Raw genomic sequence first — 15598 nt, 5'->3', positions numbered from 1 at the left:
AATGGACATGAACCAATATTTAAACATGTTTATTGATGAGTCGAATGATCATCTGCAATCTCTTAACGAAAAAATGCTTCAACTGGAAAGCAATCCAACCGATCTAGGCATCGTTCAGGTGATTTTCCGTTCTGCCCATACCCTCAAGGGAATGGCTGCTACGATGGGGTTTGAAGACCTAGCATCGCTCACTCACCAAATGGAAAACGTTCTTGATCTGGTACGTAACAACAAGCTGGCGATGCATGAATTTATATTCGATACCTTATTTAAAGGATTGGATGCTTTGGAGTCCATGGTGCAGCACATTACAGAGGGAGGCGACGGAAAAGCGGATGTCTCCTCTATTGTATCTTCACTACAATCCATCGTGAGCGGGGATTTCCAAAAGTCTGGCGCAAATGCTGCCACTGAGGAGTCTCCATCTAAAAAAGTGGACAAAAACGATAGTGCTGGGCTTGTCTTGGATCAGTTCCAGTATTCTGTACTGGAGCAATCTATTTCTGAAGGACATCGTGTTCACTATATACAGGTAACAATCAGCTCAGAGAGCCAGTTGAAGGCGGCACGTGCTTTTATGGTGTTCAATACGCTGGAAAACTCTGGTGAAATCGTCAAGGCCTATCCGTCGGTACAGGATATTGAGCAGGAGAAATTCGAGCAAAGCTTCTCGTTATATTACATAACGCAGAAAGAAGTTGGGGAGCTGGAAAAGGAAATCGCGGGTATCTCTGAAATTGAGACTGTCTCAGTGGTACAACTAGATCAGGAATCGCTTAAACAAATGAGCGAAGTTACTGCTGGACTGGCTGAGACTGCTGCAGTACAGGAAGCTCCTGTTGCCGTGCAACCACCTGCTCCTTCCCAGCCGCAGTCTCCAGCTGCGGCCTCTGTGGCTAAGCCAGCTGCAGGTAAGGCGCCAGCAGCTAAGGCAGCTGCGCCTACGCATAACCGTACGATTCGTGTAGATATTGAACGTCTGGATGTACTTATGAACTTATTTAGCGAGTTGCTTATTGACCGTGTGCGGTTAGAGCAGTTGGCAAGTGAAGCTTCCAATCCAGCACTGACAGAAACCGTAGAGCACATGAGTCGTGTGAGCAGCGATTTGCAAAACGTCGTTCTTAAATTGCGGATGGTACCAGTAGATACTGTTTTCAATCGTTTTCCGCGTATGGTGCGCGATCTGGCCAAATCGCTGGATAAAAAACTTGATTTGGTTATTACTGGAGCAGAGACTGAAATGGACCGCACTGTTATCGACGAAATTGGCGATCCTCTGGTGCATTTGCTTCGTAACTCCGTGGATCATGGCATTGAGTCGGTAGCCGATCGGATAGCAGCTGGTAAACCTGAGACAGGAACGGTTAACTTGCGTGCTTTCCATAGCGGAAATAACGTATTCATCGAGATTGAAGATGACGGAAATGGTATTAATCGCGATAAGGTACTAAACAGTGCTATTTCCAAAGGGATTTTGACGGCAGAGCAGGCAGCGGTCATGACCGACGAGGAAGCCTATCAGGTATTGTTTGCTCCGGGCTTTAGCACAGCTGCAGTCATTTCAGACGTATCAGGACGCGGTGTCGGTTTGGACGTTGTTAAATCCAAAATCACCGCTTTGGGTGGCAATGTTACGGTTCACTCTACACTGGGCCAAGGCACTAATTTCTCTGTGCAATTGCCGCTGACCCTATCCATTATTGCAGCCATGATGATACAGATCGGTTCTGAAAAATATGCGATTCCATTGTCCTCCATTGTGGAAACTGCGATCGTCAAACGGACACAAATTCGTTCTGTACATGGCAATAAAATGATTGCTTTCCGCGATTCTCATATCCCGCTCATCTCCTTGAGTCAGCTGTTTGAGGTACCGGACTTCAATGAAGATGAAGAAGAAGAGACAGAGGTCGTGGTCATCCGCAAGGGAGACCGTCTGGCAGCTCTTTCCGTACAGGACTTTTTGGGGCAAAGTGAAATTGTCCTTAAAAATCTGGGCAAATACCTTCCAAACATCCAAGGAATTTCAGGCGCCACGATTCTGGGTGACGGTCAGGTTGCTTTGATCATTGACCCGAATGTTTTCATTAAATAATGTCTTCATCAGAAATGAAAGAAATGTGAAGTTGCTGACATCAATAAGGAGGGTTTTTAGACATGGGAGAAGAAATTAAAGTTATCGTATTTAAGCTTGGTGAAGAGGAATACGGTGTTGAAGTAGAAAAAGTCCAATCTATTGAACGCATGGTGCCGATTACACGGGTTCCAAGAACCTACGATTTTGTTAAAGGCGTATTCAACATGAGAGGCGTAGTCATTCCGGTTATTGATCTTCGTGGCCGATTTGGATTGCCTGAAGCTGAATATACCGATCAAACTCGCATCATTATCGTTGCAGTGGGTGAAATGCAAGTCGGCTTTATCGTTGACTCAGCGAATGACGTTATTGACCTGAATACTGACAATATCGAGACACCACCGGAAGTGATTGGCGGAGTTAAGGCTAAATACCTTCGCGGAGTTGCTAAAATTGGTGAAGAGCGCTTGTTGATTATGCTGAACTTGTCCGAAGTCCTGAATCGTAGCGAGATGAACCAACTGGAAGGCTTAGAGGATTAACATATGGAAAATCTCGGAAATCTTGAAGACTTCAAGTTGGATGTGTTGAAAGAAGTCGGCAACATTGGCTCGGGGAACGCTGCTACAGCGCTCTCCCGGCTTCTCAATAAACCGGTCGATATGGGTGTCCCCAAAGTACAAATGCTGCCCTTTGAGGAAATTGCCGAGAAAGTCGGCGGCTATGAGCAACTTGTTGTTGCAATATTTTTTAGGGTAGAAGGGGAAGCCCCCGGGAATCTATTCTTCATATTGCAGCCTCAGGCGGCAAAAAGCTTACTTTCCCGTTTGGCGAATATTCCTTCAGATGACGAGGACAGTTTTAACGAAATGGAGCACTCAGCCCTGTCGGAGATCGGAAACATTTTAGCGGGCTCATACCTGTCTTCGCTGGCAGACTTTACGCGTTTATCTATGTATCCAACAGTCCCTGCGTTGGCGTTGGACATGGCAGGAGCAATTCTCAGCTATGGACTGCTGCAGTTTGGGCAGATGGGGGATGCTGCATTATTGATTGACACATCGTTTCTGGAAGGGCAGAATCAGATAGAGGGTCAATTTTTCCTGATTCCTGATCCAGAATCGTTCGGGAAAATCTTTAGGTCGTTAGGAGTCCCGATGAACGATGATTGAGGATAAAAGCATCATTAAAGTCGGTATGGCTGACTTAAATGTTACCAGTAACCCGAACTCGATTCGCACGACAGGACTTGGCTCCTGCGTCGGATTGACTCTCTACGATCCTCATTTGAAATTGGCAGGTATGGCACATGTGATGCTACCATCCTCGGATATTGCACGTGAAGGGCAACTGAATATTGCTAAATACGCCGATACGGCGCTGCCCGAGTTATTTGAGCGGATGCTGAAATTGGGTGCTGAACGACGCAGACTGATTGCCAAAATGGCAGGGGGAGCGCAGATGTTCGCCTTTGCTGGTAGTGGAGACACCATGCGGATTGGTCCACGTAATGTAGAATCATGCAAGGAAATGCTCGTAGATCTCGGCATTCCTTTGATTGCGGAGGACACAGGTGGCAATTATGGACGAACGATTGAGTTGGACTCTGAAACTGGCGTTTTGAATATTCGAAGCGTACAAAAAGGTGTAAAGGAATTATAAACATGTTATTTGGCAGCTTACGCATTAATCTTTGGTCTGGAGTAGTCGGATTTATTCTGACTTTTGTGTTGTCCGTTGGCAGCAATCTGCTGACCACGAGCTTAATTCGTGGCTTGATCGCCTTCGTTTTTTGGTTCCTACTTGCATTTGTGCTGCGCTGGACACTAGGTGTTGTGGCGCGGCCAGATCTGGGGAATGCCCAAAGCCGGGCAAGCTCTCAGGTAGATGGCGTAGGGGGTAACCTGGACCTGACGACACCAGACGAAAATGAAGACCTGAATGAATTGCTGAAACCGAAACCAGAGCAGACGGACGAGGGGAATAATGGTTTCGCACCTTTAAACCCACCTAAGCTGGTTTCCAACAAGGACCCTGAAGAATTGGCCAAGGCCGTTCGTCACCTGACAGACAAATAAGGAGGGTGAAGCCGATGAACGAGCGAAAAGCCGCTCATTTAAACCATTCCGAACTATGGGAACAATGGAAAGAACACGGTGACAAGGAAGCAAAAAAACAGTTAATTGAAAAGTATCTCCATATTGTGGAATATGTGTCAGGCCGTCTTGCAGTAGGCTTGCCTAAAAATGTATCCAAGGATGATCTGGCGAGTAATGGCGTTATGGGTTTGATTGACGCTTTAGAGAAATTTGACTATGAGCGTGGTTTGCAGTTTGAGACCTATGCTTCTTGGCGTGTTCGTGGAGCGATTTTGGATGGTCTTCGTCAAGGGGATTGGGTTCCTCGTTCAGTTAGGGAAAAAGCGAAAAAAATCGAAGATGCCTACCAGCATTTGGAACAAAGATATCTACGCACGGTAAGCGACGAAGAGATGAGTCATTATTTGGACGTTTCTGAGAAAGAGTTTCAAAATATGATCCAGGAGGTCGCCGTTATGTCGATTGTCTCACTGGAGGACCCGATCCGCGAAGAGGAATCGGAAACACGGCTTTCCCTTTTGGTGGACGAGAAGGCGAAAAATCCGGATCATAAGGTCAATGAATTTACACTTCGTGATGCCCTTGCACAAGGCATTGATAAATTGACTGAAAAAGAACGTATCGTTGTTTCTTTATTGTATTACGAGGATTTGTCACTCAGTGAAATCGCTGAGGTCATGTCGCTATCTCCATCGCGAATTTCACAGTTGCATTCCAAAGCAATATTACGTCTGAGAGCGACATTGGACAAACAACGGGATTTGCTAATGCGTAAAGATTAACGTACGGGAGGTTACAGTAACAGTTAGACGGAAGGAGCACCCTTGTGGAGAAGCAATATGCTTTGGACCAGTTTTTAAAAGTGGTTGTCTCACCTGACAAACAAACCGCCTACTTGGAGTTTGCCAAACGTGAAGAAGGCTTTGCCTGTTCTGTGGAAGAATTAGAGCGTTTTCTAAGCAACCAAAAAATATCCTACGGTTTAATGACCGATGCAATTCGTGTATTTGCGGCAAGTCCGGAAGATCATTTCTTCGGAAAATTACTGATTGCTCAGGGAAAGCAGCCGATCCATGGCACAGACGGAAAAATTAATCTGGCTGATATTGTGACTGGCGAAGATGCACATAAGCCGCTTGAAACCGTGGATGGACGGGTGGATTATAAAGAATTAACTCGTTTAAGAAATGTAAAACGTGGTCAACTGATTGCCGAACGGGTTGATCCTGTGCCGGGTGTACCGGGGATTGCTGTAACCGGAGAGGAAATTCCTTTTCTTCCAGGTAAAGAGGCGCGTTTTAAAGTCGGAAAAAATGTAGTGATCCATCCAGAAGGTGTTGCGATGTATGCGGCTATTGACGGACTGGTGACTACGACTGAAAAGGGCAAACTTAATGTATTCCCTGTATATGAAGTGAACGGGGACGTCGATTATAGTGTCGGTAACATTGATTTTGTTGGAACCGTCGTCATTCGTGGGAATGTCTTGACTGGTTTTCGTGTTCGGGCGGCTGGCGACATTCGTGTCATCGGTGGTGTGGAAGGCGCTGAAATTGAGGCGGAAGGTTCAGTGGAAATCAGTGGCGGTATTATCGGATACCATAAGGGGTTCGTGAAAGCTGCACAAAATGTCAAATGCTCATTCATACAAGATGGTAACGTGATTGCCGGAGGCGATATACTTGTATCCCAGAGCATCATGCATTCCCAGATTAAAGCGAGTGTAAATGTACTCTGTGAGGGGACCAAAGGGCTTATCGTAGGTGGCAGTGTACAAGCTGGTAAAAAGGTAGTGGCTCGTACCATCGGTAATACAATGTCCACAGCTACTGTTATCGAAGTTGGTGTGCTTCCCGAACTGCGCGATGAACTGACAGAACTCCGCGCACGTTTGAAGCAGCAGACAGACAGTCAGGATAAAACGAATAAGGCTCTTACCATATTGGATCAGCTTGCCGCCGCCGGACAGCTTGCACCTGAAAGAATGGCTATGCGAATCAAGCTGACATCTACTAAAAAGTCTAATGAACAGGAGCTTTTGGAAACCAAGTCCAGAATGCTTGAAATTGAACGAACATTAGAGGATACAAGCCGCGCACGGGTAGAAGTGAAAAATGTAATTTACGGTGGCTCTAAAATAGTTATCGGCAGATATACAAAATTCATTAAAGATTCAGTGGAAAGAATGGCGTTTTATTATCACGAAGGAGACATCAGCATGTCCTCCTACGTGTAATTCGGCACACTGAAAAACAACATTCAACATTGTATTCCTTGGAAGACAGAACGGATGCCCAATCGGAAAGGGTGTGGTCCAATGAGCTTGAAGGCTGTTGAATTGCAAATTGCCGTACCTCGCACCAGCGAAGCAGGAAAATACCAAAGTGAGTCCCAGCAGCGGCCGATGAATGATCAAGCATTGCTTGGACAAAAGGCCGCGTTGGAGACAGAAAACATGCGTCAGCGAAGCAGTGCCGTAGACCAGTCTGCGGAAACATTTGTCGGTGAGCGGCAAACGGGAGGGCAGAGCAGAGATTCTTCCCAGCAGAGCCGCTCTCGCTCAGATGAGTCTGAGCTACCTAAGGAGCATCCGGCAGAGCATCCGTTCAAGGGACACCATATTGATTTTTCGCTCTGATCCGACAGGTGGAGAAGCGTTATTAAAGGAGACGATGGGCAGTGGATCAACCATGGATTTATATTGTTCTGCTGGGCGCCGCAGCTGTTGTCTACGCCTGGCTTCTGCCTAAGCGTCAGCCAAGCCGGGGAACAGAAGAGGCCGTCGTCCAAAAGGTCGAGGCCACATTGGAGCAATATATGGCCGATATTGAAAACGATAATGACGAGTTGATTGAGCTCGTTTCGGGTATGAAGCAGGAGCATACAGTTAAACAGGCGGCATTACAGGAGCAAGTAGCTGAGCTTCGGAGCCGTATCGTGGAGCTTGAGCACCAGGCTATGTTTGCTACTGTCTCTATGCAAACCGAGCCTGTATCTAAGGAAATACAACATACAGCTACTTCTCATCAGGCAGCGGTTGCATATGGTCAATTTCAAAGTCCGCAACCTGGAATGTCTGTGCAGGAAGGCTACTCTGGTTCAGAAGCTCCCCTCATAACTATGGAGGAGCAGACGGTATTACAAGACCCTGAAACTGAGCAGGAAGCAGATTCCATCCGTGATCGTTATCAAGAGTTGTTTGCGCTGCATGAGCAAGGCAAGTCAGTGGACTATATAGCCAAGCAATCAGGCATTCAACGGGGTGAAGTACAGCTCATATTGCAACTCGCGGAGCGGGAGGATGTAACGTGATCAAAAACCGTTCATTTATGCTAGGCATGGGTACTGGTCTGATAACGGGGGCATTGCTGTTGCAACTGGCAATGATCGGTCAGGGACAATCGCAGCAATCTTCAATAGACCCGAAAAACATGACGCGAGAGCAGTTAGAAAAGGCAGCAGCCGAATTAAATCTTCAGATTAATGACAGTTCTGATCCGAAGATGACAGAAGAGGAATGGCGTAATAAGGTGATTAAGGAAGGCAACAAAAATCCGGTTGCACCCCAAAAGGCTAAACCAGCTCAAACGCCGGCAACACCAAAGGCACCTGCAAACAGCACATCCTCGACTGCGTCTAAACCTTCGACTAGCACATCGGTTCCACAAAGTCCGAATAAGCCGCAAACTCAAAGATCCGGCACTACACCGACTCCCAATATCCCCAAGCAGCCTGCCACCCCACAAGTGCAGTATAGCATTGCATCGGGAAGCAATTTGAGAAGTGTGGCATCAGGATTGCAACGGGCAGGGGTCGTATCTGATGCTAGTGCATTTGAGGCAGCAGCTAAGGCTCAAAAAATCAATACCAAAATTCGTACTGGTACCTATCAGTTTGCTAAGGGTGAGGATTTCAGTTCTATCATTACTAAAATTACGAAAAAGCCGTCCAACTGACCAGACTGGGAAGTGGGCGGCTTTTATTCTTGCTGACAAGTTCGATGAGAGGCGTAAAACGTCACATTTTGCGTTGTTCCAACTATTGTCGAAAAGTTGGTTGCAACGATGCAAGTGTTATGGTATATTAATTGACGGTGTTAAAAACGCACGTCGGTTAATTTTATAAAGGGTGCTTTCTAATGGAAAGTCTTTATGAAAAATGATGTCGGCGGAGGACACACAAAAAACCAAACTTAGGAGGTGCGTGAAGATGGCAGTAATCTCCATGAAACAGCTTTTGGAAGCTGGGGTTCACTTTGGTCACCAAACACGTCGCTGGAACCCGAAAATGGATCGTTATATCTTCACTGAAAGAAACGGTATTTACATCATTGACTTGCAAAAGACAGTGAAAAAGGTTGAGGAAGCTTACAACTTCGTAAAAAGCATTGCAGCTGAGAATGGTACAATTCTGTTCGTAGGCACGAAGAAACAAGCACAAGATTCCGTTAAAGAAGAAGCAGCACGCGCTGGTCAATTCTACATTAACCAACGTTGGTTGGGTGGTACGCTGACTAACTTCCAAACGATTCAAAAACGTATTGACCGTTTGAAACAACTGGAAGCTTGGGAAGAAGACGGTACATTCGCAGTTCTTCCTAAAAAAGAAGTTATCATTCTTCGCAAAGAAAAAGATCGTCTTGAAAAATTCTTGGGCGGTATCAAAAACATGAAGGGCCTTCCAAGTGCTCTGTTCATCATTGATCCACGTAAAGAACGTATCGCGGTTGCTGAAGCTCGCAAATTGGGTATCCCAATCGTTGGTATCGTTGATACAAACTGCGATCCAGACGAAATCGACTATGTTATCCCAGGTAATGACGACGCAATCCGCGCTGTTAAATTGCTGACAGGTAAAATGGCTGATGCAGTTATGGAAGCAAACCAAGGCGAAGAAACTACAGCATAATATTTCCATTAGGAAATACCTATATGAATTAAATGAAAAGGGTGGTTGGCAGGTGTATAACCTCTCACTACCCTTTTTTTAAGGAATAAAGCACGGTATACCACTGAAAATCAAATTTGGAGGGAAATAATATGGCAGTTAATGCTAGCGCAGTAAAAGAGCTTCGTGAAAAAACAGGCGCAGGAATGCTGGATTGTAAAAAAGCGCTTGAAGAAGCAAACGGTGATTTGACAAAAGCGGTTGAAGTTCTGCGCGAAAAAGGACTTGCAGCTGCAGCCAACAAAGCAGGTCGTATTGCTACTGAAGGTGTTGTTGAATCCTACATTCATGCTGGCGGCCGTATCGGCGTACTGGTAGAAGTAAACTGCGAAACAGACTTCGTAGCTAAAACAGACCAGTTCAGAGATTTTGTACGCGACATTGCAATGCATATCGCTGCATCGAACCCTCGTTATGTTCGTCGTGAAGAAGTGCCACAGGAAGAAATCGAAAAAGAAAAAGAAATCCTGAAAGCACAAGCTCTGAACGAAGGTAAACCAGAGAAAATCGTTGAGAAAATGGTTGAAGGCCGCATTGGTAAGTTCTATGAAGAGTTCTGTTTGCTGGAGCAATCTTTCATCAAAGATCCGGACAAAACAATCTCCACGCTTATCAACGAAAAAATCAGTACAATTGGCGAAAACATCTCCCTGCGTCGCTTTGTTCGTTTTGAACTGGGTGAAGGTCTGGAGAAAAAAGAAGACAACTTCTACGAAGAAGTTATGTCTCAAGTGAAACAATAATTACCAACGAACGGTAATTGCATATGAAAAAAACGGAAATGGAACACATCAGTGTTCCTTTTCTTGCAACAGGACACCTATCCTGTTACATAAAGTATAAATGATATTGGAGGGTGATCATTTGGAAAAACCTGTGTTTAAGCGTGTTGTCCTGAAAGTTAGTGGTGAATCGCTGTCAGGCCCTAACGGTTACGGTATTGATGCGGATACGATTGCGTCCATTGCTGAACAAGTCAAAGATGTGGTGGAACTGGGAGTAGAAGTTGCTATCGTGTGTGGTGGCGGTAACATCTGGCGTGGTATTGCTGGAAGTGCCAACGGAATTGACCGGGCCACGGCAGATTACATGGGTATGCTGGCAACAGTGATGAACTCACTGGCCTTACAGGATGCTTTGGAACAGATTGAAGTACCTACGCGTGTACAAACATCCATTGCGATGCAACAGATTGCAGAACCATACATCCGCCGTAGAGCTATCCGTCATTTGGAAAAAGGTCGGGTTGTAATTTTTGCAGCAGGTACAGGTAATCCGTTCTTCTCGACTGATACTACAGCTGCACTGCGTGCCGCTGAGATTGAAGCGGAAGTGATTCTGATGGCTAAAAATAAAGTGGATGGCGTATATTCTGCTGATCCGTTTAAAGATAGCACAGCTGAGAAATATGAGCAGCTTACGTATTTGGATGTGCTCAACAAAAATCTCGGTGTCATGGATTCTACTGCTTCCTCGTTGTGCATGGATAACAATATTCCGTTGATTGTCTTTGCTATTACAGAGCAAGGTAACATTAAACGTGTCGTGCTGGGTGAGAAAATTGGTACGATCGTCAAAGGGAGTGTAAATTAATGCCACAATCTGTGAAAAAGAGTGCTGAGGAGCGCATGCAAAAAGCAATCCAAGCATTGCAACGTGATCTTGCATCTTTGCGTGCAGGACGGGCGACACCAGCTTTACTGGACCGTGTGCAGGTAGAGTATTATGGTGCAATGACTCCAGTCAACCAGCTGGCGAATGTCAATACACCTGACAGCCGGACCTTGATGATTCAGCCTTGGGACAAATCTTCCTTGGCCGATATCGAGCGCGCTATACAAAAATCCGATTTAGGTTTGACACCTTCGAATGATGGCAACACCATTCGTCTGAGCATTCCTGCTTTGACGGAGGAGCGCAGAACTGACTTGGTGAAGTTGACGAAAAAGAACGGTGAAGAAGCGAAGGTCGCTATTCGTAACATTCGTCGTGATGCAAATGATGACATCAAAAAAATGGAGAAAAGTGATATTTCCGAGGACGAATCTCGTAAATATCAGGAAGATATCCAGAAAACAACTGATAAATTTATTGCTGAAGTGGATAAAGTTTTAGCTGCAAAAGAAAAAGAAATTATGGAAGTTTAAAAGATTGGCAGCCCCTCCCTTACGGTGGGGTTTGTCTCTTTTCAAGCCTGAGGCACATTTTCAGAGAATGCTGGAGGAACTGGAATGATCAAACGGGTTCGGTCTTGGTGGAACGGGGAACAAAAACAGCAAACACCGGCCATTTCAAAAGACAATATTCCGCAGCATGTTGCTGTCATCATGGATGGGAACGGCAGATGGGCCAAACGGATTGGAATGCCGCGGATTGTAGGGCACCAAAATGGAATGAAGGCAGTGAAACGCACAGCAATTGCGGCGGATGAACTGGGTATTAAGTATTTGACTTTGTTTGCATTTTCAACTGAAAATTGGACGCGTCCAAAGGACGAAGTTGATTTTCTAATGCGCTTACCGCAGGAATTTCTGGCTATTGAGCTGGATGAGCTGATTGAAAAAAATGTGCAGGTGCGTATGATGGGAAACAAGGAACATTTACCTTCCCATACCGTTGAGGCGCTGACTGAAGCGACTCGACGAACTGAAAATAATACCGGACTTGTTCTTAATTTTGCATTGAATTATGGAAGTCGGTTGGAAATCACAGAATGCATGCAAACATTGGGCCGTCAAATTGCGGATGGGAAGCTTAAAACAGAAGATATAACATCTGAGCTGATCGGTAATACGTTGCTTTCTAGTGGTATGCCAGACCCTGATTTGCTGATTCGAACAAGCGGTGAGCTTAGACTTAGTAATTTTATGCTCTGGCAGCTTGCCTACAGTGAGTTGTGGTTTACTGATATTTATTGGCCTGAGTTTAAGAAAGAACACTTATACGAAGCAGTGATCGAATATCAGCAAAGAACACGGCGGTATGGCGGACTGAAGTAAATGGAGGATGAAAGCCGTTGAGACAGAGATTAATTACCGGTATTCTGGCAGGCATATTCTTTTTGGCGATGGTCCTGTGGGGCGGCTTGGCCTACCATTTGCTTATATTGGCGATGGCCCTAATCGGATTTTATGAGTTCGCACGAATGACGCAGGTATCTCCTTTTGGAGGTACAGCAATACTTGGATACGTAAGCATATTTGCTTTTGTATTTCCATATGAACCTTTTGGTTTGCACTCACCCTTACCCATTGCCAGTATGCTTTGGCTGGTAATGATAGCTTTTATGATCATCACGGTAGGAACGAAAAATAAAATCCCGATTCAAACGGTAGCTATACTATTCCTTGGTACCGTTTATATAGGGTTTGGATTTTCGTATATAGCGGAATCACGTCATATGGAACATGGACTGTTATGGACTTTTTTATTGTTGGCTTGTATTTGGGCAAGTGATGCAGGGGCATATTTTGTAGGCAAAATGGCAGGGAAGACAAAACTATGGCCTGCGATTAGTCCAAACAAAACGGTCGAAGGATCCATTGGCGGCATTGTTTTAGCGTTGGTTATAGCTCTAGTATTCGCTGGATTGTCAGGTGGACTGCTGCCATGGGGCAAAGCCATCGGCATCGGTTTGTCATGTGCAGTTGTGGGACAACTGGGCGATTTGGTACAATCTGCATACAAACGAGTGTACGGCATTAAAGATTCCGGTAATCTGCTGCCAGGGCACGGTGGTATACTAGACCGCTGCGACAGCTGGATTGTCGTTTTTCCATTTGTACATATGCTGATGCTGCTTCCATGAGTCTGTTGATTACAGTTTATGCTCAGGCTTAATCTCTATGCTGTCACTCTGCGCTACTAAAAGGATGGAACCAGTAGCATAGCTGCCTGAATAACAAACAATGAGCTCCTGGCTAAAAGTGATTTTCAGGATAGGAAGGTGCATCATGAAAAGAATTACGGTACTTGGTTCAACCGGATCTATTGGAACTCAAACGCTGGATGTAGTGTCCATGCACCCGGATCAGTTTACTGTTGAGGCTTTAGCAGGTGGTTCTAATATAAAGTTACTTGCTGAGCAGGCGCATCTCTATAAACCCAAAAAAGTGTCTGTGGGTACTCGGCAGTTGGCGGATGAAATTCGTCCTTTACTGCCTTCTGGAATGGAACTGTATTGGGGAAATGAAGGACTCGTTGAGCTTGCTGCGAACACAGAGGCGGATATGGTTGTGACGGCTGTAATGGGCAGTGTCGGATTGCACTCCACGCTGGCCGCGATTGAGGCTGGAAAACAGATCGGTTTGGCCAATAAGGAAACACTGGTTACTGCTGGTCATCTGGTCACAGCGCGGGCTCGGGCGAAAGGAGTGCCGTTGCTGCCGATTGACAGTGAGCATTCAGCTATTTTCCAATGCTTGAATGGTGAGCGTATGAAAGATGTGGCACATATTACCCTCACAGCATCAGGGGGTTCTTTTCGAGATTTGACAAGAGAACAGTTACTTGAAGTTACAGTGGAAGATGCACTCAAGCATCCCAATTGGTCAATGGGGGCCAAAATTACGATTGATTCAGCAACGATGGTAAACAAGGGGCTGGAAGTCATTGAGGCGCATTGGCTATTCGGACTTGATTATGAGCAGATTCATGTGTTGCTTCATCCGGAAAGCATTATTCATTCCTATGTTGAGTTTCAGGATACAAGCATTGTTGCTCAACTTGGGAATCCGGACATGAGAGTACCCATTCAATATGCGTTGACTTACCCTGAGCGTATGAAGTCCCCGGCGAAGCCGTTGTCACTGGCTGAAGTGGGTAGACTCCATTTTAAGGAAATGGATTATAATCGTTTTCCTTGTTTAAGGCTTGCCTTCGAATGTGGTAAAATGGGTGGTACAGCACCGACCGCCTTTAATGCAGCTAATGAGATTGCTGTTGCCCGTTTCCTGCGTGGAGAAATTTCTTTTCTGCATATTGAAGCTATTATTGAACGTGTGCTGGAGCGGCATGTCAATGTGGCTAATCCTGATCTTTCTGCGATTGAAGCCTGTGACGGAGAGACTCGTAGCATAGCTGCGGGGTTGTAGGCTAATGCTGGGTTAAGAAACGAAATGTGATTCTCTTGTGCGGGATTGGAGAATAATGATAATCTAGGAAGACAAACTCGATCTCATTGAAAGGGGAACGGAAACGATTGGAAACGATTCAAATAGTGTTGATGACGGTGCTCATGTTTTTCGTCATAGTGACGGTGCATGAATGGGGGCATTATTATTTTGCCAAGCGCGCCGGGATTCTGGTACGGGAGTTTGCGATCGGTTTCGGTCCGAAACTGTTTTCTTATAAAAGAAACGAGACGCGATTTACGCTGCGTTTGTTGCCGTTTGGTGGCTTTGCCCGCATGGCGGGAGAGGATCCGGAGATCAATGAAATTGAGACCGGACAAACGATTGCTGTACGCGTAACGGATGACGTCGTTAAAACCATCTATCTAGATCAACTGGATAATCGCAAGAATGTGGTACGCGGCGAAGTGTTGGATATTGATCTGGAACAGTCGTTAACTTTAAAATTGGATGTAGATGGCGAAGATCAGCAATACACAGTACACCCGCAAGCGATGATGGTAACCAAAGGACAATCCATTCAGATTGCACCAAAGGATCGGCAGTATGGGAGTAAAACAGTAGGACAGCGTGCGATGGCTATTTTTGCTGGACCACTGATGAATTTTATACTTGCCTTTATTCTGTTTGGTCTTCATATTCAGATGGTCGGCATACAAGTGGACAACCCGACCTATGTCCAAATTAGTGAAATTACAGCAGGTATGCCCGCTGCTGAAGCTGATTTGCATAAGGGAGATATCATCGAATCGGTGAATGGAATAGCCATTGGTGCAAATGTTGAAAACATGATCAAACTGATTGCGGATTCTCAAGACAAGCCGATGAAGTGGACGGTTCGCCGTGATAATAAGACCTTTGATCTTACTATTACACCTCGTGCAATGGAAGGACAAAAGGGTGGCAAGGTGGGCATTGTGCCTGAACTTCCAAAACGCCAAGCAGGTGTGGGTGAAACGTTCAAATTTGCCGGACAATCCATGGTCAGAACGACCGATATTATTTTCCAAGGATTTAGCCAGCTCATTCAACGTTTTTCTATCAACGACCTGGGAGGCCCGGTACGTACTTTTGAAGTGACGGGGCAAATTGCCAAGCAGGGGATTGAGCAGTTGACGTATTGGACTGCTATAATGAGTCTTTATCTGGGGATATTTAATTTATTGCCTATTCCGGCGCTGGATGGAAGCAGACTTGTTTTCCTTGGTGTGGAGGCGGTAAGAGGACGTCCCGTTGATCCGAGCAGGGAAGGAATGGTCCATTTCGTTGGTTTTGCTATGCTATTCCTGCTTATGATTGCGGTCACGTATAACGATATTTTACGCTTAATTAATGGTTAA

18 protein-coding genes are annotated in these 15598 nt (G+C 45.5%); all 18 read left to right on the top strand.

Annotated elements, in window-relative coordinates; genetic code table 11:
- Position 1 precedes the first annotated feature (1 nt).
- The 18 genes from MKX30_RS11540 to rseP all read left to right on the top strand — a co-directional run bounded on the left by MKX30_RS11540 (position 2) and on the right by rseP (position 15598).
- Entirely contained in the window at positions 2–2098 is a 2097-nt protein-coding gene (locus MKX30_RS11540; RefSeq protein ID WP_023988203.1) for a chemotaxis protein CheA, read from the top strand.
- Between the two features lie 62 nt (positions 2099–2160).
- On the top strand, positions 2161–2622 hold the full coding sequence (locus MKX30_RS11535) for a chemotaxis protein CheW (protein WP_007430046.1): 462 nt from the start codon (positions 2161–2163) through the stop codon (positions 2620–2622).
- Positions 2623–2625: 3 nt separating this feature from the next.
- Positions 2626–3252 (top strand): chemotaxis protein CheC, encoded by a 627-nt coding sequence (locus tag MKX30_RS11530; RefSeq protein ID WP_023988204.1) that lies wholly within the window; start codon positions 2626–2628, stop codon positions 3250–3252.
- Positions 3245–3742, top strand: coding sequence for a chemotaxis protein CheD (locus tag MKX30_RS11525; RefSeq protein WP_010346358.1), 498 nt, complete (start codon positions 3245–3247; stop codon positions 3740–3742). Before MKX30_RS11530 ends, MKX30_RS11525 begins: the two co-directional genes overlap by 8 nt.
- Positions 3743–3744: 2 nt before the next feature.
- A complete protein-coding gene (locus MKX30_RS11520; protein ID WP_013309910.1) occupies positions 3745–4158 on the top strand; it encodes a hypothetical protein in 414 nt (137 codons plus the stop codon).
- Between the two features lie 14 nt (positions 4159–4172).
- Complete coding sequence (locus tag MKX30_RS11515) at positions 4173–4961, top strand: FliA/WhiG family RNA polymerase sigma factor (RefSeq protein ID WP_013309911.1); 789 nt, start codon at positions 4173–4175, stop codon at positions 4959–4961.
- Positions 4962–5005: 44 nt separating this feature from the next.
- Positions 5006–6415: a DUF342 domain-containing protein gene (locus MKX30_RS11510; RefSeq protein ID WP_023988205.1), complete on the top strand. Its 1410-nt coding sequence runs from the start codon at positions 5006–5008 to the stop codon at positions 6413–6415.
- 81 nt (positions 6416–6496) lie between these two features.
- Positions 6497–6817, top strand: a complete 321-nt coding sequence (locus MKX30_RS11505) for a hypothetical protein (protein ID WP_023988206.1) — start codon at positions 6497–6499, stop codon at positions 6815–6817.
- A gap of 41 nt (positions 6818–6858) precedes the next feature.
- Positions 6859–7491: a hypothetical protein gene (locus MKX30_RS11500; RefSeq protein WP_053325263.1), complete on the top strand. Its 633-nt coding sequence runs from the start codon at positions 6859–6861 to the stop codon at positions 7489–7491.
- Positions 7488–8135: an endolytic transglycosylase MltG gene (locus MKX30_RS11495; RefSeq protein WP_053325264.1), complete on the top strand. Its 648-nt coding sequence runs from the start codon at positions 7488–7490 to the stop codon at positions 8133–8135. Before MKX30_RS11500 ends, MKX30_RS11495 begins: the two co-directional genes overlap by 4 nt.
- Positions 8136–8388: 253 nt before the next feature.
- Positions 8389–9087, top strand: a complete 699-nt coding sequence (rpsB, locus tag MKX30_RS11490; RefSeq protein ID WP_013309916.1) for a 30S ribosomal protein S2 — start codon at positions 8389–8391, stop codon at positions 9085–9087.
- Positions 9088–9218: 131 nt separating this feature from the next.
- Entirely contained in the window at positions 9219–9869 is a 651-nt protein-coding gene (gene tsf / locus MKX30_RS11485; protein WP_013309917.1) for a translation elongation factor Ts, read from the top strand.
- Between the two features lie 121 nt (positions 9870–9990).
- Positions 9991–10719 (top strand): UMP kinase, encoded by a 729-nt coding sequence (gene pyrH, locus MKX30_RS11480; RefSeq protein ID WP_013309918.1) that lies wholly within the window; start codon positions 9991–9993, stop codon positions 10717–10719.
- Complete coding sequence (frr, locus tag MKX30_RS11475) at positions 10719–11273, top strand: ribosome recycling factor (RefSeq protein WP_023988209.1); 555 nt, start codon at positions 10719–10721, stop codon at positions 11271–11273. The genes pyrH and frr overlap by 1 nt, the downstream gene beginning before the upstream one ends.
- A gap of 84 nt (positions 11274–11357) precedes the next feature.
- On the top strand, positions 11358–12125 hold the full coding sequence (locus MKX30_RS11470; protein ID WP_023988210.1) for an isoprenyl transferase: 768 nt from the start codon (positions 11358–11360) through the stop codon (positions 12123–12125).
- Between the two features lie 17 nt (positions 12126–12142).
- Positions 12143–12934, top strand: a complete 792-nt coding sequence (locus MKX30_RS11465) for a phosphatidate cytidylyltransferase (protein WP_053325265.1) — start codon at positions 12143–12145, stop codon at positions 12932–12934.
- A gap of 145 nt (positions 12935–13079) precedes the next feature.
- Entirely contained in the window at positions 13080–14219 is a 1140-nt protein-coding gene (locus MKX30_RS11460) for a 1-deoxy-D-xylulose-5-phosphate reductoisomerase (RefSeq protein WP_023988212.1), read from the top strand.
- Positions 14220–14326: 107 nt separating this feature from the next.
- Positions 14327–15598, top strand: a complete 1272-nt coding sequence (gene rseP, locus MKX30_RS11455) for an RIP metalloprotease RseP (protein WP_023988213.1) — start codon at positions 14327–14329, stop codon at positions 15596–15598.

The organism is Paenibacillus sp. FSL P2-0173, assembly GCF_038008045.1.
Taxonomy (GTDB): domain Bacteria; phylum Bacillota; class Bacilli; order Paenibacillales; family Paenibacillaceae; genus Paenibacillus; species Paenibacillus polymyxa_B.
The sequence above is the reverse complement of the archived record's forward strand: the minus strand, read 5'-3'. Positions and strand labels throughout refer to the sequence as shown.